Here is a 20,041-nt window from a genome sequence, read left to right as displayed (position 1 = left end):
TGCCGATTCAGTAACTTACATAAAACATTTTTTGTATGGCTGGCACATTAGGAACAGAATATTTGCAAACCGCCATCAGGCGGTTGCGCTATTATAAATTACTGGGCGAAAAAACTTTCGAGCAGTTAACAGATGCCGATTTTCATTATGCCTCCAATGAAGCATCCAACAGCATTGCCGTTATCATTCAGCATGTGAGCGGCAATATGCTCAGCCGCTGGACCAACTTCCTCACGGAAGATGGGGAAAAAGCCTGGCGGAACCGGGATGAGGAATTTGAAGTGCACAAATACACCAAACAACAGTTGCTGGAGTTGTGGGAAAAGGGCTGGCAATGCTTTTTGAACGCCCTTACTTCTCTCACAGAAAACGACCTGTTAAAAACCATTTACATTCGTGAAGAGCCATTACTGGTAATCGATGCCATCAACCGCCAACTGGCTCACTACCCCTACCATGTAGGTCAGATCCTGTACATTGGCAAAGAGATCAAAGGCGCCGGCTGGCAAAGCCAGTCGATTGAAAAGGGTAAATCAGAGGCGTATAACAAAAGTGATGGCGTGAAGGACCCGGCGAAAAATCAATAGACAATTGGCAATAAACAATTGGCAATGGGCAGCAGGCAGTGGTGAAAAAGGCAAAGGGCACGACGCGGCAACGGGGCCTCCACCTTCTTTTTCCTGGTTAACTGATTAACTGGTCAACTCCTTCCTCATTTCTCATTCCAAATTTTTCATTCTTCATTTCTTTCTCTCCTTTATCAACCCTAGCAACTCTGTCAACCTGATCAACGTTTCTCATAATTCTACCGGGCCACACCTCACACATTAACCTGTCAACCTGTTAACGTGTCAACCCTATCAACTTGTATTCCTGATCAACTGGTCAACACGTTAACTGGTCAACTCTAAGTAATCACACACCTTGTAGCGTCCAACTATTTTACCTATCTTACCCGCCAGATCCGGTCGTATCTCCCCGACCCATACCACCCATTTACCCTGTTTACCTTTTTTGAACCATTTGGCCCATTTTTCCGTTAAAAACCAACGAAATAACCAACCTTGCCATCCATTTTACGTATGTACAATACAGAAATTGTCGCCACAAGCGTTTTCAGGCATGTTAAATGCAATGAAAAGTTGCTTAAAAGCAATTCATTGGTATTGATTTTGCGCCAATTAGAAAACTGTTTTATTATTTTTACATTTAATACGCTCCAACCCTGAGAAAGTTTTGGAAAATATCCCGGACCATCCTGCTGGTACTGATCGGCCTGATCATACTGGTATGGTTGTCCATTCAAACCACCCCGGTTCAAAACTGGTTGGTTAAACAGGTCACGGGCAAACTTTCCAAAAACCTCCACGCCACGGTTCGCATCAAACACGTTGACTTCGCTTTATTCAATAAAATGGTGCTGGAAGGCACCCTGGTGAACGACCAGCACAACGACACCCTGTTGTATGCGGGCGCCGTAAAAGTGAACCTTACCGACTGGTTCTTCCTGAAAGACCGGGTAGTGCTCAAATATATCGGCCTCGAGAATGCGCTCATTCAGTTAAAACGCAGCGACAGCACCTGGAACTATGGCTTTCTGGCCGACTATTTCAGCAGTCCGCAAAAAAAGGAGCCTAAAAAGCAGGATAACATCGACTTTGACCTCCAAAAAGTAGAGTTTCGCAACGTTAAATTAATGCAGGTGGATGGCTGGCGCGGTGAAAACATGACGTTGCAGCTGGCGTCCATGGATGTAAACGCCGAAGGGATCAACCTGAAGAAACGGATGGCCCACATCAAAACCATCGACATCGATAAACCGGTATTCGCCATTTACAACTACGATGGCAACCGGCCCGATTCGCTGCGGCCCAAGGACGATACCACGGCTATCATAAACGATCCCAAACACCTGCGCTGGAACCCGGGCAACTGGGATATTGCCGTTACCCGCCTTACCCTGCACAAAGGCACCTTCTCCAGCGATGTACATACCGACAGACAGCCCTATAAATATTTTGATGGTAACCACATTCTGTTTGCCGATATCAATGCCACCTTTGATAAAGTAGCGCTCAAACAAGATACCCTTTCCACTATTTTAAAGCTTTCAACCAAAGAACGCAGCGGGTTCGTTGTTAAAAAACTCGATGCCCGGGTTAAATGGCATCCTGAAGCCATGGAATTTGCCCGGCTCGATATTCAAACCAATCGCAGCCACCTGCAGAACTTCTTTGCCATGCGTTATACCACCTTCGACGACATGAGCGACTTTGTTGACAAAGTGCGTATGGAAGGAGACATGACGAATGCCGTAATAAACAGCGACGACATTGCCTACTTTGCGCCCGAACTGCTAAACTGGAAAAAAGAGATCAGGCTAACCGGTAAAGTAAAAGGCACCGTCGAAAACCTCACGGCCCGCAAACTGGTTATTGAAGCCGGAAAGGATACTTACCTCAACGGGAACATCCGGTTGAACAGTATGACCAATTTCGATAAATTCTATATCGACTTTGAAGCAAACGAATTCCGCACTACCTATCGTGATGCCGTTGCTATTATTCCCGATCTGAAAGACATTGAGCAGCCCCGGCTCGATAAACTCGAATTCGTACGCTTCAAGGGTAACTTCACCGGCTTTATAAAAGACTTTGTGACCTTTGGCACCATAGAAACCAAACTGGGTGTACTGGTAACCGACGTAAATATGAAGTTCCCCGACAATGCGCCCACCATTTATACCGGCGGCATTGAAACCAGGTCTTTTGCGCTGGGTGAGTTTCTGGATGCGCCCCAGGTTGGCATCATCAACTTCAAAGGTTCAGTGAACGGCCATGGTCTAAAGCCATCTACCCTCAATGCCAAACTCGACGGATTTATTCGTTCGTTGGATGTAAATAGCTACAACTACCAGAACATTGTTGTAAAAGGAACCGTGGCCAAGCGCCTGTTCAATGGGGAAGTGATTAGCAATGATCCCAATTTAATGGCCCGCCTCAACGGGTTGATCGACTTCAGCAAACAGGTGCCTACCTTTAATTTCGACGCCGAGGTAAGCAAGGCCGATCTGCATAATGTAAAACTCACCAACGATAGTATTGAAGTAAAAGGTAAGTTCAGGATGAACTTTACCGGCAACAATATCGACAACTTCCTGGGTACCGCCCGCATTTACGAGGCTTCCGTGTTGAAGAACAGCAAACCCATTTCGTTCGATTCATTAAGTATTGAATCGAAAGCGGAGGGCACCAACAAAGTAATTAAAGTGGTAAGTAATGAGTTTGACGGGGTGCTGGTTGGTGAATTCTCCATCAAGGACCTGCCTGCTGCCGTAGGATCGTTCCTGAATAAATATTATCCCAGCTACATTAAACCGTCGAAAAAAGAACCAAAGAATGAGAACTTCAGCTTTGTTTTCACCACCAAAAAAGTGGATGAATACATGAGCTTCATCGATAAAAACCTGAGTGGTTTCAATTACAGTACGATTTCCGGCCGCATCAACAGCAAGGAAAACCAGCTCGACCTGAATGCAGAAGTGCCGCAGTTTGGCTATAAAAACATTCTTTTTTATAACCTGAACCTGAAAGGCACCGGGAATTACGATACCCTGGCGCTCACCAGCTCCATTGCGGATGTATACATCAACGACAGCCTGCATTTTCCCGGGACCGATTTACGGATCCGGTCGGCAAACGATATGTCGCTGGTGCAGTTAAAAACAGCCGCCAACCAAACACTTAACTCGGCCGACCTGGCAGCCCGGGTGCAAACCATGCCTTCCGGGGTGCGCATTACCTTCAACGAATCGAACTTCGACGTGAATGGCAAGAACTGGACCATTGAAAAGAACGGCGAACTGGTATTGAGTAAAGAATTGGTATCGGCCGATGGGGTAAAAATTTACAATGGCCAACAGGAAATACTGGTTACCACCCAACCTTCAGACACAGGCAATACCAACGATATAAAAATTGCGCTTACCAAAGTAAACATTGGCGATTTTGCCCCGTATGTAGTGCCCGATAACCGGTTGGAAGGATTGCTGACTGCCGATGTTGACGTTATTGATCCCTTTGGCAAATTGTCTGTTGACATGCAGGGCGAGGCCGAACAGTTCCGGCTGGATAACGATTCCATCGGTAAATTGAAACTAACCGCCAGCTATAGCAAACGCTCCGGCAAAGTGAACTTTGGCACCGTTTCAGAAAACGATAATTACAATTTTGATGTAAAAGGAGCATACGATCTGTCTGATACAGCCAATACGGCCCCGTTGGATCTCACAAGCAACTTCAAGGACACCAAGATTAACCTGCTTGATAAATACCTGAACGATGTATTCTCCGACCTTAAAGGTTATGCTACCGGCCAGCTGCGCATAGTAGGTCCGGCCAATAACCTGAAATACCTGGGCCGGATACAACTGCACGATGGGGAATTGCGGGTGATCTATACCAACGTATTGTACAAAATACCATCGGCCGTTTTTGATTTTAAAGATGGCGCCATCGACTTTGGCTCTTTTGCCTTTAAAGATGAATTTGGCAATACCGGTCGTATTTCAAAGGGTGTTTTACATCACCAGGCTTTTGACGACCTGTATTTTGATTTTGCCCTTAGCACCAATAAGTTGCTGGTATTGAATACCAACAATACCAGCAAAGACCCATTTTTTGGGACAGTATTTGCCAAAGCCAATGCCACTTTCACCGGGCCACTGGAAGACATGAAGCTGGATGTGCGCGGCGAACCTGCCGATAGTTCCAAACTGTTTATCCGTTCCACAACCGGCCGGGAAAGCGGACAGGCCAATTTTATTGTATGGAAGCAGTATGGTACCGAAATGAAAGCCGTACGCAGTGCAGAAGAAAGCAACCTAACGGTGTCGCTGGATGTAACCGCCAACAATTTTGCCAACATGTATGTGATCATCGATGAACTTACCGGCGATATCATTCAGGCTAACGGGCATGGAAATCTTAAAATAGATGCCAGCACTGATGGCGATTTTACCATCAACGGGGTGTATAATATCGACAGGGGTAATTATAATTTCAACTTTCAATCCCTGCTGCGTAAACCCTTCAAGTTGCAGGAGAATGCAGGCAACTATATTCAATGGAAGGGCAATCCTTACGATGCCAATATCAAGATCGTTGCAGAATACGAAGCCAACGATGTACGCTTCAGCGATCTGGCAGCAGATGCGGTTACCATCGCCAACTCCAATGTACGCAAGTCGCGCGGAAAGGTAATTGTGGAAACCATGCTGAGCCAAAGCCTCATGAAGCCTGATATTAAGTTCGACATACAACTGCCACCCAACAGCCCGTTAAAAGACGACCCCGATGCCCAGGCCATTCTGCAACTCATCCGCCGTGATGAGAACGAGCTGAACAAACAGGTAGCCTTCCTGATCGTATTCAACAGCTTTGGCCCGGTATCATCAGCCAACAACCAGAGCGCATTGGGTAATAACATTGTCAGCGGCGTGGTAGTGAACAGTATCTCCGGGGTACTGTCAAGCACCCTGAGTAAACAGTTCTCCAGCATCTTCCAGAAACTGTTTAACGATAAAAGCATTAAGGTAAACTTCAATGCCCAGTTGTACAATGGCAGCAACCTGGTTGATAACATTAACCAAACCAACAAATTGACCATTGACCGTACCAACCTCAACTTCAATATCGGTAAAAGCTTTTTGAACGAACGGCTCACCTTCACATTTGGCAGCGCCGTTGACTTTGGCTTATCGGCGCAACAGGTACAGGCCACCAAGAACCTGCAGTTTCTGCCCGATATTTCGGCCGACTGGAAAATACGCCAGGATGGTAAGCTGGTGCTCACCTTCTTTTACCGCGACTCCTACAACTACCTTTCCGGTACAGGCGCCCGCCAAAACCGTTCCGGCGCCAGTATCAGCTATCGCCGCGACTTTGAACGCCTGAGCGATCTGTGGCGTGCCGACAGAAAGAAAAAGATCAGGGTGCCGATCGTTAACGACACCTCCAGAACAGATACCGGCAGTAATTAAAAATGCCATCCCGGGTTAACGAGATGGCAATCTAAAATGGCGCATTAAATTCAGCAAGGAAAAATTACTTCTTTAAAATCTCGTGACCGAGTTTATCTCTTTTGGTAGTAAGATATTTCTCGTTATGCGGATTGGGCACTACTTCAATAGGAACAGCTTCTACAATTTCCAATCCATAACCCAGTAAACCGGCGCGTTTTCTTGGGTTGTTGCTCAGCAAACGTAATTTACTGATACCCAGGTAACGTAAGATCTGGGCGCCAATACCATAATCGCGTTTATCCATCGGGAAACCCAGGTGCAGGTTGGCTTCAACCGTATCAAAACCGCTTTCCTGCAGCTTGTAAGCTTTCAGTTTATTTACCAGGCCAATACCTCTGCCCTCCTGGTTCATATATAAGATAACGCCTTTACCTTCTTTTTCAACCTGCTCCATGGCAGCGTGCAGTTGTTCGCCGCAATCGCAGCGCATAGAACCCAGGATATCACCGGTAAAGCAGGATGAGTGCACCCGAACCAGTACCGGCTCGTCTTTCTGCCACTCCCCTTTTATCAGGGCCAGGTGTTCGTTGTTAGTGCCCTTTTCATTAAAGGCAATCAGTTTAAAATTGCCAAATTTGGTAGGCATATCAACCCGAACAATTTCTTCAATCAGTGAATCGGTTTTTAACCGGTATTCGATCAGGTCTTTTATGGAGATCAGTTTCAGGTCAAATTTTTTGGCTATTTCTTCCAGCTCGGGCAGTCGGGCCATAGAACCATCATCGTTCATGATCTCAACCAGCACGCTTGCGGGTTTGAAACCGGCCAGTCGGGCCAGGTCGTTGCCAGCCTCGGTATGGCCGGCCCGGCGTAAAACGCCGCCTCTTTTTGCCCGCAGGGGGAAAATATGTCCCGGACGGCCCAGGTCTTCGGGTTTGGTGTTGGGATCAATCAATGCCTGGATGGTTTTTGACCGGTCGTGGGCTGAGATCCCGGAAGTACAGCCATGTCCCAGCAGGTCTACCGATACGGTAAAGGCCGTTTCGTGCAGGGCCGTATTATTATTAACCATCAGGTCGAGTTGTAATTCCGCACAGCGGTCCTCTTCCAGCGGAGCACAAATAAGGCCCCGACCGTATTTACTCATAAAATTCACTACCTCAGGGGTCACATTTTCTGCGGCGGTTAAAAAGTCGCCCTCGTTTTCACGGTCTTCGTCATCCACAACTATTACCAGTTTGCCATTTTTTATATCCTCAATGGCACTTTCTATGGAATCCAACATGTTATCAAAATTTCGGCAAAGTTAATTAAAACAGGGAAGCAAACAGCCCGGACCAATGAGCGGGGAAAGGCGGCCGAAAAGCCGGTCATACCTTAACCAATACTTATAATTACCTGATTATTTGCTTTCTATGACTGATATATAACGCACCGGTTATTGAATTGTTCAATTATTTTGGCGCTCCTACTTCTTTACGGGCTGCCGCCGGTTGCGGTTGCCTGCCTGCTAACCGGCCATTTTATTTATTTGACGTTCCACCTTCATGCAGCCTTTTAAATAATCCAATTGCCTCTATATCATACTGAAACCCGTTTTGCACAAAAAAACAACGCAGGCAACCGGATAAAGTTCAGGGATAACTGTTAGCGTTAATAATCTGTGCACTGCTTTTGATGAAAGGTTCACGCGTTGATTTTAATTTCGGCTACATTTGCTGCACCGATAATAGCTATCCTACCAGTACACTTTTCGACCCCCTCCAATAATCTACTATTTTTTTCCTGTACTCACATGGACTAATGATCACCCAAAATCAAATGTCGCATATATGAGAAATTTTACGAGTTATGTATTAACCCTCTTGTTGCTGGGTTCCGGAATACTGAATGGGTATTCGCAGGTAACAACCAGTAGCATGACAGGGACAGTAAAATCAGGCAAGGGAGAACCGTTGGTAGGCGCTACTGTAGTGCTACGGCACGAACCAACAGGTTCAGTTTTTACAACGATCACAAGAACCGGAGGATTTTTTGACCTGAATAGCCTGCCGCCCGGCGGCCCTTACAATGTAACCATTACCTATGTAGGCTATGCGGCCTACAAAAAAGGCGATATAAATATCCCATTGGGTGAAAAGTTCGACCTGCAGTCAGAATTGTCGGATAAAGAAATGAGCTCGGTAATTGTAACGGCAGGCCGCAGGGGTGTTACCGAAAAAACCGGCGCTTCCACCAACATCAGCAACCGGGTGGTACTAAACATGCCAAACGTAGGGCGCAACTTAACCAACCTCACCCGGATAACCCCGCAAAGCAACGGAACAAGCTTTGCCGGCATGAACAACCGGTTCAATAACATTACCATCGATGGTTCGTTGTTCAATAATAACTTTGGCCGCAGCGGCGACGGGCTGGTGCCTGGTGGCGCCTCCTCTGCGATCTCTGTTGATGCCATTGACCAGGTTCAGGTGAATATTGCGCCTTACGATGTTCGCCAGACTGGTTTTGTAGGCGGCGGCATCAACGCAGTAACCAGGAGAGGCACCAACAACTGGTATGGGACCGTGTATGGTTATTACAGAAACCAGAATTTTAATGGTGAAAAAGTTAAAGGAACAGAGGTAGCCAATGCCAACCGTTCTACCAAAATATACGGCGCCAGCATTGGCGGCCCTATTATTAAAGACAAACTGTTCTTCTTTGCCAACTTTGAATCGGAAAAAAGAACGCAGCCTGGCCAAACCTATGTTGCCAAAACAGATGGTACCGACCAGAACCCCAACTCCACAGCTGTACTGGCCGGCGACCTCGACGCCGTGAGAAGCTACGTAAAGGGTAAATTTAACTACGACCCGGGTGATTATCAGGGTTATGATTTTAATACCGACAATAAAAAATTCCTGGCGCGGGTTGACTGGAATATTACCAATCAACACCGGTTAACCCTTCGCTATACCACTTCAGAAACCAACGACGATGACATGGTGAATGCATCGAGCGTAACCGGTGTTACGGCCAACCGCATCAATAACAGCCGTCGTGGTGGTTCAACCGGTGGAATGGCTTACACTGGCACCAACTTCAAGAACAATGTAAAAGTATGGTCGGGGGTAATGGAATTGAATTCCTCCTTCAACAGCAGCTGGAGCAACCAGTTAATAGCCTCTTATACCAGCAATAACCTGGAGCGTATCCCCAACATCAATGAACCGTTTGTCGACATCATGCGTGATCCCAATAACGTATATATCTCCCTGGGCACCGACCTGTTTTCTTACAAGAATTCAATTGAAGACAAAGCGTTTAACATTGCCAATAACGTTACTTACAACATGGGTAAACATGCTTTTACAGGTGGCGTTAGTTTCGATGCCATGAAGTTTGCCAACTCATTCACCAGCGCCGGCGGTCCTGCCTATTACCGGTATAATTCGATGAATGATTTCCTGACCGATAAAGCGCCTGCAGTATTCGCTGTAGCTTATGACCCCAACAATCCGCTGGGCATAAAAGTACCGGAAGCAAAGTTTTCGCAATTAGGCTTTTATGTACAGGACCTGTATACCGTTTCCAATAAGTTAAAGATCACCTATGGCTTACGTATGGATCTGCCCATGTATCCTTACACTCCACCCCGCAACCCTGCCCTGGAGCAGGTTGTATTTAAAGACGAAAATGGGAACAATGAACAGTTTGATGTCAGCAAGTGGCCAAAACAAAGACCACTGTGGTCACCGCGCTTAGGCTTTACGTACGACGTAAAGGGTAATAAAGAATGGATCGTACGCGGTGGAACCGGCATCTTTACCGGCCGTATTCCATTTATCTGGCTGGTGAACCAGGTGGGTGACGATGGTGTTGTGCGTGCCCTGTACCAGGCCAGCGCTGCCGACCTGGCTAATATTCATTATAACACAGACAGAACAACTTATATTCCCAAAAATCCACCTGCGGTAGGCACCAGCATTCCGTCTGGTTCCTCCTTTAGTGCAGCCGACAAGAACTTTAAAATGCCACAGGTTTGGCGCTCGAACCTCGCTGTTGACAAGCGCTTTGCCAATAGTTTTACAGCTACGTTCGAAGCCATTTATACCAAAATGCTGAACAACGTGTATTTCCGTAATGCCAACCTGGGCCCGCAGTCAGGTACGCTGAATAACGGGACCGATCAGCGGCCTGTATTTAATAATGCCGCTGCGGCAAGACCCAATGCGCTGGTAAACCAGATGATCGTTATGGACAACATCAACAAAGGTTACAGCCTCTCCTTAACCGCCCAGTTACAAAAATCTTTTGCCAGTCATTGGGAAGCAGGGATCGCTTACACCTATACCCTGGCAAAAGAAGTGGCTATAGGCAGTTCAGACCAAAGCGGCAGCGGCTTCAACACCAATAACATCACCTTCAATCCCAATAAACCCGATATCGGCTTTTCCAACTATTCCATACCACACCGCATAGTGGTTAACGGATCGTACCGCCTTGAATATGCCGACAACCAGCTGGCCACTACCTTTAGCATCTTCTATACCGCACAACCACAGGAGCGGTACAGCTACCGGTATGGTGGTGATATAAATGGCGATGGCCAAAGCAATGATGTGCTGTATATACCAAAAGACCCTTCTGAAATTACGTTTGTAGAAGGAGCCACTTTAAACGGTAAAACTTATACGGCGCAACAACAAAGCGATGCGTTCTTTGCATTCGTCAACAATGATAAATACCTGAAGAACCATAAAGGCGAATACATGAAAAAGTATGGCGCTACCCTTCCGTGGAACCATAGCCTTGACCTGCGGGTATTACAGGATTTTATTTTAAGAACAGGAACCACCAAACATACCTTACAGGCCAGCATAGACGTAATTAACCTGTTAAACCTGTTGAACAGTGATTGGGGTTACCGGTATAATTATACCTTTGGCACCTTCCAGGACATGGGTATCCTTGGCGTACCAGGCGGATTTAATCCGGGTGCACCCAAATTTACATTCGATCCGGCCAATCCGGTAAAAGGTTATCAACCTAACTATTCCACCACCAGCACCTGGGGAATTCAATTAGGATTGCGTTACATTTTCAACTGATAAAGATCCATATGCATAAAAAAGGGTCCCCTGCATGCAGGGGACCCTTTTTTATGCATATGTTAGATTCTAACAATTGTTAGAATCTAACATATGCACACTTCACTAACGTACCTTTAACATTTTTCATTTTGAATTCTTTTTCGTTCTATATTTGACTGCCAAGTGATTTTATATCAGTGATTATTGATGCTTCTGCCACAACGGTACTTGCCTATTATGCCTGAGAAACAAGCGTTAACACCCAATATCAAAATACTGAAACAACTATTACCAAACGAGATTTAATCATTTGGTAATAACCAGTTTGAGATTAACGTAATAGCAGCCTTGTTTCTTTGCACCTGAATTAAAACCAAACAAGTTAATATGAGAAGATGCACTCTTATGCTACTCCTGGCACTGTTTTGTTTTGGAGCAAATGTTTTTTCTCAGGAAACAACATCTGAAATCCAGGGTACAGTGACAGACGAAAGTGGCGCCCCTTTATCTGGTGCTACTGTAATTGCCCTTCACACTCCTACCGGAACAAAGTATGCCACATCGAGCCGTAAAGACGGCCGCTTTAACTTACCTAACCTTCGCATTGGTGGACCTTATACAATTGCGGTTACCTATGTAGGTTTTAAAAAATCAGAGCAGGATAATATTACTCTGTTACTGGGTCAGGAGTTTAAAGCAGATTTTCATCTGGTGAGTGATTCAAAAGAATTGAAAGAAATTGTTGTGGCAGCATCACGTCAGAACAAAGTATTCAACTCTTCACGTAACGGTAGTCAGGAAATCATCAGTCGCGCACAAATTGAAAGACTGCCTACCATTAGCCGTTCTTTACAGGACTTTACCAAACTGGAACCAACAGCCAACGGTTTAAACATTGGCGGCCGCAGCAACCAGTACAACAACATGACGGTTGATGGCGCCAACTTCAACAACTCATTTGGTCTGTCTTCTACCTTAGGCGGACAAACAGGTCAACAACCTATCAGCCTCGATGCCATCGAGCAGATACAGGTGAATGTTTCACCTTATGATGTAACACAGGGTGGATTCTCTGGTACAGGTATCAATACCGTAACAAAAAGCGGAACCAACCAATTCAAAGGAACTGTTTACACATACCTGAAAGGCCCTAACACACAAGGTTATGATGTAGCTAATACCGTAGTGACCAAATCTCCTTTTAAATTCAATACAAGAGGTTTTGCTGTAGGCGGCCCGATCATACAAGACAAAGTGTTCTTCTTTGTAAGTGGTGAGCAGGTTCGTCAAACAGCACCCGCCACCAGCTTTGTGGCAACTGATGCCAATCATCCTGCCGGTACCCCCGGGGTGTCATCAGCTAAGGCATCAGACCTCGATGCGTTAAGCACGTTCCTGGATTCTGCCTTTGGTTATAAGACAGGCGCCTACCAGGGCTATTCGTTCAAGACCCAAAGTGATAAAATCACCGCTAAAATTGACTGGAACATCAATGGTAAAAGCACGCTGACTGTTAAATACAACTATTTAAAGTCAATGAGCGACCAGTTCGCCAGCACCAGCCGGCCCAATAGCGCTGGTGGCCAGGTAACCGGCGGACAACCCGGTACCAGTTCAATGCCATTCTTCAACAGCGGTTATGTGATCAACAACAACTTCAACATCCTTATTGCTGAATTGAACACCCGTTTAAACAGCCAGATGTCGAACAAATTCCAGGTTGGCTATACAGCGTTGAGGGACTTCCGTACACCACATGGTGGCAGTAACATGCCCCTGGTTGATATCTTTAATTCAAACGGCGCCATTATGACTACGTTTGGATACGAGCCTTTTACTTATAACAACACGCTGAATACAGACGTATACCAGTTGTCGGATATCTTTAAATTATACCAGGGCGCCCATGAATTGACATTCGGATTCCAGGGTTATTATAGGAAATATGCGAACGCGTTCGCTCCCGGTTACCAGGGTTCTTACCAGTTTAGTTCATTGGCTGACTTTTATAACAGCGTAAAAACCGGTGCGCCCAATGCCAAAAACTATTACCTGCAATATTCAGCACTTAAAGATGGTTCATTCCCCTGGGCAAATGCCGGTTCAACTGAATTGGGTTTGTTTGCACAGGATAAATGGCGTATAACCAACAACTTTACCTTAACTTATGGCTTACGGGTTGATGTAACCAGATACAAACAGTCATTTACCGACAACCCGGTATTTGATACCCTTAAATTTGCCGGTCAAAGCTATAACATAGGTCAGGCGCCAAAAACCAGACCGCTGATCTCACCAAGAGTAGGCTTCAACTGGGACGTACTGGGTGATAAAACCTTACAGATCCGTGGTGGCGCTGGTATCTTCAGTGGTCCGCCCCCATTTGTATGGATCAGCAACCAGGCCAGTAACAACGGCGTGCAGTTTGGTTCAATCTATAATGCAAACCAGGCGTTCAGTGCAGACCCTGATAAATATCGCCCTGCCGCTGGCCTCGCCAACACTTCTTATGCAACTGCTGTAACTGATCATAACTTTAAATATCCGCAGGTATTAAAGACCAGCATCGCCATCGATAAAAAACTTCCTGGCGACGTGATATTTACTTTGGAAGGTACTTATTCCAAAGACCTTCATGCCGTATATTATAAGAACCTGAACCTGAACGAAGAGCATGGCTATGAACTGCAAGGCGCAGACAACCGCATTCGTTATGCCCTCTCTTCTGCGGCTTCTGTCCCCGCCGCTGACACCAGCAATAAATACTATGCTGGTAAATGGATTAACCGTCCGAACCTTACTTCAGCTATCTTAATGGCTAATACTAATAAAGGTTATTCTTATACCATCACTGCACGCGTGCAGAAATCATTTGGTAACCTTTTTGCCAGCATTGCCTATACTTATGCCGATGTAAGAAATACTGCAGAAGGCGGCAGCACAGCCTCTTCATTATGGAGTGCAAGAGCGGTATCAAAAGATCCTAACACCGATAACCTGGCCTATGGTTCTTTTTATCAACCTCACCGCGTAATTGCCTATACTTCTTACAGATTTGAATATGCCAAACATTTCAATACATCTATCGGCGCCATATTTGAAGCGGCTCCTGCAGGTGTTACCTCTTATATTTACAATGGTGATTTAAATGGCGATGGTAACTCAAATGACCTGATGTATATTCCAAGAAATTCCAGTGAAATTAACCTGGTACCAAGCAGTGCTACCGATACAAGAACTGCGTCTCAGATATGGGCGCAACTGGACAACTACATTAAACAGGATAATTACCTGAGTTCACACCGCGGCGAATATGCTAAAGCAAATGCCGTTGTTTTCCCATGGTATAAGAAGTTAGACCTGAACATTACCCAGGATATTTATTTCTTTAGCAAAAGAGGTAAAGAAGCCGATAAGCACACCCTGCGTTTGACCCTCGACCTGATCAACGCCGGTAACTTCTTAAACAAATACTGGGGTTTGGTTAAAACGCCCAACCTGTCAAGCAATGCTGCTGGCTACCAGTTGCTGAAATTTGAAGGCCTGGCTGCAGATGGTAAAACACCGTTGTTTTCTCTGCCCCTCCAGGATGCTACTAACCAGGTGCCGTATGTCAACAGTTATCAAAACAGCACAGGCATAGGAAGCCGTTGGCAAATGCAATTCGGTATCAGGTATTTGTTTAATTAATATTTAACCTAAAAGAATTATGAGAAATATATTATTAGTAGCGTTAACAGTGGTGATGGGCTTTATGGTAGCCTGTGACGATCATGATGTGCTGCCACCCTATAATACACCGGCTAAAATTTTTCAGGTAGATTCCCTGTTTCATTATAAAGATAATATTTCGAGCAAGGGCGATACGCTTAAATTCCGTATCGTTGGGCATGTGAGTGATACCACTGTAAAGTATCCAATTTCTGTAACGCTGAAAGCAGTGGATTCTACTACCCAGGTGCAGTATGCCGGTAACTATTATAAAACAATCGCGGTGAAATATGACACAAGTGATTATTATAAAACCAAAATGATCCGCTTTACTGACACAGGTACTGTTTACATGACTACTCCGGCATTACCGGTAAAAACAAAACTCCGGTCTACAGCAACATTTGCTTATGGCCTGAATTTAAGCAGCCAATTGGGAACCACTGCACTGACCGTTAAAAACAACGCTTTAACTCAATAGTGGTTTCACACATTACAAATAGAAACGTCCCGCTTAAAAAGCGGGACGTTTTTTTTATGTAACAGGCAAGTAACCTATTGGAGCAAATGTTGCACTTGCAGGAGTAAACGGTGAACTTTGAACTGAGACCTTTGAACTAAGAACTTTTTCTTCTCCATCCCCACTTCAAAAACACAGGCAGGGCTTTGGCCCAGGAGCGGATATCGTGTTTGCCATCGGGCAATTGCAGGTAACGCATGTTCTTTCCTTCGAGCCAGCCCTTGGCCATCAGTTCGCGCATGACGTCGATGGTATCGTCAATGGAGTCGATCACTTTATTACCGTTGCGGTCTTCCGTTTCATCCAGTTCCCCGCATTGAAAAAAGAATTTCATGCCAGGCTGGTATTTTCCCTGTCTTATCTGGCGGTGCATGAGCCGGTCGTTGGCTTCGCTAAAATCCTTTTCTTTCCTGTCTTTGGAGCGCCACCAGAGAGAACCCGAGAATACGCCTACTTTGGAAAAGATGTCAGGATGGTTCCAAACCAGGTCCAGGGCACTTAAGCCACCCAATGAAAAACCGGCAAATGCCGTTTCATTAAAAGTCAGGGGGGCATAACGCGCATGAATATAGGGCAATAATTCTTCTATAATAAATTGGCGGTACAGCCCGGCTTTGGCGCCGCGGCCTTTAAAATCGGGGCTGCTGATCATGCCATACTCCAGCATTCTTTCTTCCCCCGCATGGATCCCCACACACAACATTGGTGTAATAGCTTCTGTTTGAAGCAAGTAAGAAATCATTTTATCAAAGCCCATGGCTTCAACATCCTGACCGTCGTTGATAAGTAATAAACCTATCGGCTCATTTCCGGAATGGTTGGTGGGACCGTAAAAGTTGATCGTTATGGTACGTTGGAGCGCTTCAGATGGCAATTCAATCGTTTCTACCATTATACCCGTACTTACTTCTGTTTGCATAGCGCGGCAAAATTAGGTAAATATGTTTGAGGTGGAACGTTAAATGTAAAGGGAATTGTAAATTTGGAAGCCAGGTTGGTGCAATAGCATCTAAATCATCTAAATGCGCTTGATATGAAAAAGATAGGAATTCTTTTTGGCCAGGAAAGGACCTTCCCGCTGGCTTTTATAGAACGCGTCAACAGCCGGAATACACCCGGGGTTATTGCAGAGCCTGTTCATATTGACAAAGTAATACAGGGTGCGGCTGTTGAATATGATGTGATCCTCGACCGCATTTCACACGATGTTCCTTTCTATCGCTCCTATCTTAAAAATACGGCCATTTGCGGCACCGCCGTCATCAATAACCCATTCCGGGGAAGTGCTGATGAAAAATTCTTCAACAACTGCCTGGCCACCCGCATAGGCATACCTGTACCCAAGACTGTTATTCTGCCCTCCTTTGAAATGCCGCCCGATACCAGTTCCGAATCATTTGCCAACCTGGTGTATCCACTAGACTGGTCAACAATCTTTGAATACGTTGGCTTTCCGGCATATATGAAACCTTTTGCCGGCGGCGGCTGGAAGCATGTATACAAACTGCATAACAAAGAAGAGTTCTTTCATAATCACCGCGAAACCGGGCAACTGGTAATGCTGCTGCAGGAAGAGATTGTGTTTGAAGAATACTATCGTTGTTATTGCATTGGTGGCAAATATGTACACATCATGCCATACGAACCACGCAATCCCCATCACCTGCGCTACAACAGCAACTTCAAACCATCGCCCGACCGGCTGCACCAAATGGAGGAAGTGGTGCGCCGCATTAATCAATACCTGGGCTATGATTTTAACACGGTTGAACTGGCCATCCGGGATGGCGTTCCCTATGCTATAGATTTTTGCAACCCGGTTCCCGATGCCGACCGCCCAAGTGTGGGTGAGGATAATTTTGAATGGGTGGTTGATACAGCGGCTACCTATGCCATTGAAAGAGCCCTCAGCCACGAGCCCGGAAAAGATAACCTGACCTGGGGCGAATATACCCGGCGAAGTATACACAGAGAACCTATTGGAACAATTACAGGGGAAAAATTAGAAGCAGAGGAATGAAGAAGAGTTAATAAGTTTGTGAGTTATTTAGTTCGTAAGTTATTGAGTTCATTAGCAGTCGCGAGCTTAAAATAACTAAATAACTTAAAAACTAATGAACTAAAGAACTAAGAAATGGCAAATATCAACTTACCGCAATTTACGCTTGGCATTGAAGAAGAATATATGGTACTTGACCCGGTTAGCCGGGAATTGAAGAGCCACCAGCAACGGATAGTTACCGAAGGGCAAAAGGTAATCAGGGACAAAGTAAAAGCCGAAATGCACCAGGCTGTTGTGGAGGTAGGCACCGATGTTTGCCGCAATGTTGATGAAGCTTTTAAAGACGTAAGCAACCTGCGCCGCACCATTTCCCATATAGCCGGCGACCTGGGATTTTGGGTAGGCGCCTCCGGCACCCATCCCTTCAGTCATTGGGAAAGCCAGTTGATAACCGATCACGTTCGGTATAAGGAGATCCTGGATATTCTGCAGGATGCCGCCCGCAGCAATCTTATTTTCGGCCTGCATGTACACGTAGGCATGGAAAGCCGGGAAATGGCCAACCACATCGCCAACTCAACCCGGTACTTTTTACCACACATCTATGCACTTAGTACCAATTCGCCCTTCTGGGAAGGAAGAAATACCGGTTACAAATCATACCGTACAAAGGTATTTGACAAATTCCCCCGCACAGGTATCCCTGAAACCTTCGATACCATCGAAGACTATGACAATTTTGTAAAGCTGCTGGTAAAAACCAACTGCATCGACAATGCTAAAAAGATCTGGTGGGACCTTCGGGTGCACCCATTTTTCAATACAGTAGAATTCAGGATCTGCGATGTGCCGTTAACGGTACAGGAAACTATCGCCATTGCCGCCCTGTTCCAGGGTATTTGCGCCAAGATCTATAAACTGCGTTTACAAAACCTGAACTTCATTCAATACTCACGCGCCCTCATCAACGAAAATAAATGGCGGGCCAGCCGTTATGGCATCGACGGTTTACTGATCGACTTTGGTAAGGAGGAAGAGATCAATACCCGGGTACTGATTTATGAACTGCTCGATTTTGTTGATGATGTGGTGGACGAACTGGGCAGCCGCCATGCAATTAATTACATCACCAAACTGATGGAAGAAGGCACCGGCGCCGACCGCCAGCTGAAGGTTTTTCAACAAACCAACAGCATGGTGAATGTGGTTGATTACATTCATAGTCAGTTCCTGGCAGGGGTGTAAATGTGTTTCAGGTTTCAGGGCAATACAGCCCCTTAAATTACAATTTCCTGTAACATATAATGTTGGCACAATATTTATGCTTAAAAGACCGTTAAAATTGCCTATCCCATCCGTATCCTCATAGGAAATTCCCGAAAACAAATTTTTTTGGTTAAATCTGTTCCGGTATGAAAAGATTCCTGGTTAGCTGGCCTGTCATGCTATTGGCAGTATTGATAGCGTCGTGTGGAAAAGAAAGCAGTGTGGAAGAAGATGTATCGCAATACTTTATCAAGTGCAAAATAGGCAGTGTAGATAAAACATTCAAGTATAAATTGTTGGCTCACAAAGAAGATGTGGGCAATGGAGTAACTAATTATTCCTTTTCCGCCAACGCCACCAATGATGCAAATAATTTTGAAGGGGTAGGCTTTACCATTCAATTGTCCATTCCTGTTGCAACAGGCACCACCTACAAAGAAACAGATCCCACAACAGATTACTTTTTGGCCGGTATATATAACCCTAACACACAGGACCCTGATAAGATCTTCGCCAGCCGGTACGATGATGGCAATCCTTTCCAGATCAAATTCAATGAGCTCACTGCTACAACAGTAAGCGGTACGTTTTCCGGAAAGTTGTATTTGCTGAACAGCACCGATCCCAATGCTGATTCTGCTGTTATTTCAAATGGTACGTTTAAACTGAAATTGCAGTAATATCCCCTCCATTATCCTTCAACGCTACACCCGATAACCGCAGCGTCAACGATTCATTGCTTAGAAAGAAGATCTTTTCCGCAGCAGCGGGGTAATTCAATCCTTCCGGTCTGATGTTGGAGATACAGTTGCGCGACTCATCGGTTAAGCCCGGTGCGGGCCGGTAGGTAAGGTAGGCGCCTAAACTATCGGGCGAACTTAAACCCGGGCGTTCCCCAATAAGCACAACAACCAGTTCTGCCTGTAAAAGATGGCCGCATTCATCGCCAATGGCCACCCGGCCTTCCTGTACCATACAAACAGGCGCTACCGATAAACGGGCGTTCGCAAAAAGTGGTAGTAATATTTTCAACACCGGAATGGCGTGGTTATTAATAGCTGTGGCGGATAACCCATCGGCCAGTACGATACAAACATCATAACCGGTACTGTTGAACTCCGTTAATTGTTCTATAGCTTTTGCATGCAGCCGCCGGCCCCGGTCGGGGTATTGCAGGTATTCGCTTCTGCTGGCAGCCTGGGTTGTCAACGTAAAAGAAGCCTGTTGTAATGCCTGCAGTTCCTGTAATAACACCGGCTGGTTCAGCACCGCATACACGGCGTCCCGCGCATTGGCATGTGCCAGCCGGAACGCTAATAGCGATTGCAATGGTTCAGCCGTTCCGGTTCTGCCCAACGCAATTCTTGCAGCGGTAAATTCCTTTAATGATGCCCATTCATCGGGTTGTACTATTATTTTTTGAACATCCATAGTTTTTAGGTTAT

Annotated in this window: 11 protein-coding genes; 8 read left to right on the top strand and 3 right to left on the bottom strand. The window is 45.7% G+C overall.

The window, feature by feature from the left end; all coding sequences use genetic code 11:
• Positions 1-35 precede the first annotated feature (35 nt).
• Entirely contained in the window at positions 36-587 is a 552-nt protein-coding gene (locus NIAKO_RS01990) for a DUF1572 family protein (protein WP_014216716.1), read from the top strand.
• A gap of 707 nt (positions 588-1,294) precedes the next feature.
• Positions 1,295-6,040, top strand: coding sequence for a translocation/assembly module TamB domain-containing protein (locus NIAKO_RS01980; RefSeq protein ID WP_133055298.1), 4,746 nt, complete (start codon positions 1,295-1,297; stop codon positions 6,038-6,040).
• 64 nt (positions 6,041-6,104) lie between these two features.
• Here NIAKO_RS01980 and NIAKO_RS01975 read toward each other — a convergent pair whose 3' ends face one another.
• Entirely contained in the window at positions 6,105-7,307 is a 1,203-nt protein-coding gene (locus NIAKO_RS01975; RefSeq protein ID WP_014216712.1) for a bifunctional 3,4-dihydroxy-2-butanone-4-phosphate synthase/GTP cyclohydrolase II, read from the bottom strand.
• Between the two features lie 547 nt (positions 7,308-7,854).
• On the opposite strand from NIAKO_RS01975, the gene NIAKO_RS01970 reads away from it, so the two are divergent.
• From NIAKO_RS01970 to NIAKO_RS01960, 3 genes are all read left to right on the top strand, one after another.
• The gene (locus NIAKO_RS01970) at positions 7,855-11,115 is read left to right on the top strand and encodes a TonB-dependent receptor (protein ID WP_014216711.1); all 3,261 of its coding nucleotides are present in this window, start codon (positions 7,855-7,857) and stop codon (positions 11,113-11,115) included.
• A gap of 462 nt (positions 11,116-11,577) precedes the next feature.
• A complete protein-coding gene (locus NIAKO_RS01965; RefSeq protein ID WP_242675468.1) occupies positions 11,578-14,787 on the top strand; it encodes a TonB-dependent receptor in 3,210 nt (1,069 codons plus the stop codon).
• A gap of 19 nt (positions 14,788-14,806) precedes the next feature.
• Positions 14,807-15,289 (top strand): hypothetical protein, encoded by a 483-nt coding sequence (locus NIAKO_RS01960; protein WP_014216709.1) that lies wholly within the window; start codon positions 14,807-14,809, stop codon positions 15,287-15,289.
• 136 nt (positions 15,290-15,425) lie between these two features.
• Here the strand turns inward: NIAKO_RS01960 and NIAKO_RS01955 are convergent, their stop codons facing one another.
• Entirely contained in the window at positions 15,426-16,247 is an 822-nt protein-coding gene (locus NIAKO_RS01955; RefSeq protein WP_014216708.1) for an alpha/beta hydrolase, read from the bottom strand.
• Between the two features lie 114 nt (positions 16,248-16,361).
• On the opposite strand from NIAKO_RS01955, the gene NIAKO_RS01950 reads away from it, so the two are divergent.
• The 3 genes from NIAKO_RS01950 (at position 16,362) to NIAKO_RS01940 (ending at position 19,276) form a co-directional block, all read left to right on the top strand.
• Positions 16,362-17,348, top strand: a complete 987-nt coding sequence (locus NIAKO_RS01950) for an ATP-grasp domain-containing protein (protein WP_014216707.1) — start codon at positions 16,362-16,364, stop codon at positions 17,346-17,348.
• Between the two features lie 114 nt (positions 17,349-17,462).
• Positions 17,463-18,575: a carboxylate-amine ligase gene (locus tag NIAKO_RS01945; RefSeq protein ID WP_014216706.1), complete on the top strand. Its 1,113-nt coding sequence runs from the start codon at positions 17,463-17,465 to the stop codon at positions 18,573-18,575.
• Positions 18,576-18,742: 167 nt separating this feature from the next.
• Positions 18,743-19,276 (top strand): hypothetical protein, encoded by a 534-nt coding sequence (locus NIAKO_RS01940; protein WP_014216705.1) that lies wholly within the window; start codon positions 18,743-18,745, stop codon positions 19,274-19,276.
• Here the strand turns inward: NIAKO_RS01940 and eutC are convergent.
• On the bottom strand, positions 19,257-20,027 hold the full coding sequence (eutC, locus tag NIAKO_RS01935; protein WP_014216704.1) for an ethanolamine ammonia-lyase subunit EutC: 771 nt from the start codon (positions 20,025-20,027) through the stop codon (positions 19,257-19,259). The two genes, NIAKO_RS01940 and eutC, sit on opposite strands and share 20 nt — an antisense overlap.
• Between the last annotated feature and the right edge of the window lie 14 nt (positions 20,028-20,041).

It is taken from the genome of Niastella koreensis GR20-10 (genome assembly GCF_000246855.1).
Lineage (GTDB): Bacteria > Bacteroidota > Bacteroidia > Chitinophagales > Chitinophagaceae > Niastella > Niastella koreensis.
This window is presented reverse-complemented; position numbering and strand designations above follow the sequence as displayed.

Coding starts and splice junctions, on each gene's coding strand:
- NIAKO_RS01945 (WP_014216706.1), top strand. CDS start 17,463: ATGGCAAATATCAACTTACCGCAATTTACGCTTGGCATTGAAGAAGAA.
- NIAKO_RS01950 (WP_014216707.1), top strand. CDS start 16,362: ATGAAAAAGATAGGAATTCTTTTTGGCCAGGAAAGGACCTTCCCGCTG.
- NIAKO_RS01990 (WP_014216716.1), top strand. CDS start 36: ATGGCTGGCACATTAGGAACAGAATATTTGCAAACCGCCATCAGGCGG.
- eutC (WP_014216704.1), bottom strand. CDS start 20,027: ATGGATGTTCAAAAAATAATAGTACAACCCGATGAATGGGCATCATTA.
- NIAKO_RS01975 (WP_014216712.1), bottom strand. CDS start 7,307: ATGTTGGATTCCATAGAAAGTGCCATTGAGGATATAAAAAATGGCAAA.
- NIAKO_RS01970 (WP_014216711.1), top strand. CDS start 7,855: ATGAGAAATTTTACGAGTTATGTATTAACCCTCTTGTTGCTGGGTTCC.
- NIAKO_RS01960 (WP_014216709.1), top strand. CDS start 14,807: ATGAGAAATATATTATTAGTAGCGTTAACAGTGGTGATGGGCTTTATG.
- NIAKO_RS01955 (WP_014216708.1), bottom strand. CDS start 16,247: ATGCAAACAGAAGTAAGTACGGGTATAATGGTAGAAACGATTGAATTG.
- NIAKO_RS01940 (WP_014216705.1), top strand. CDS start 18,743: ATGAAAAGATTCCTGGTTAGCTGGCCTGTCATGCTATTGGCAGTATTG.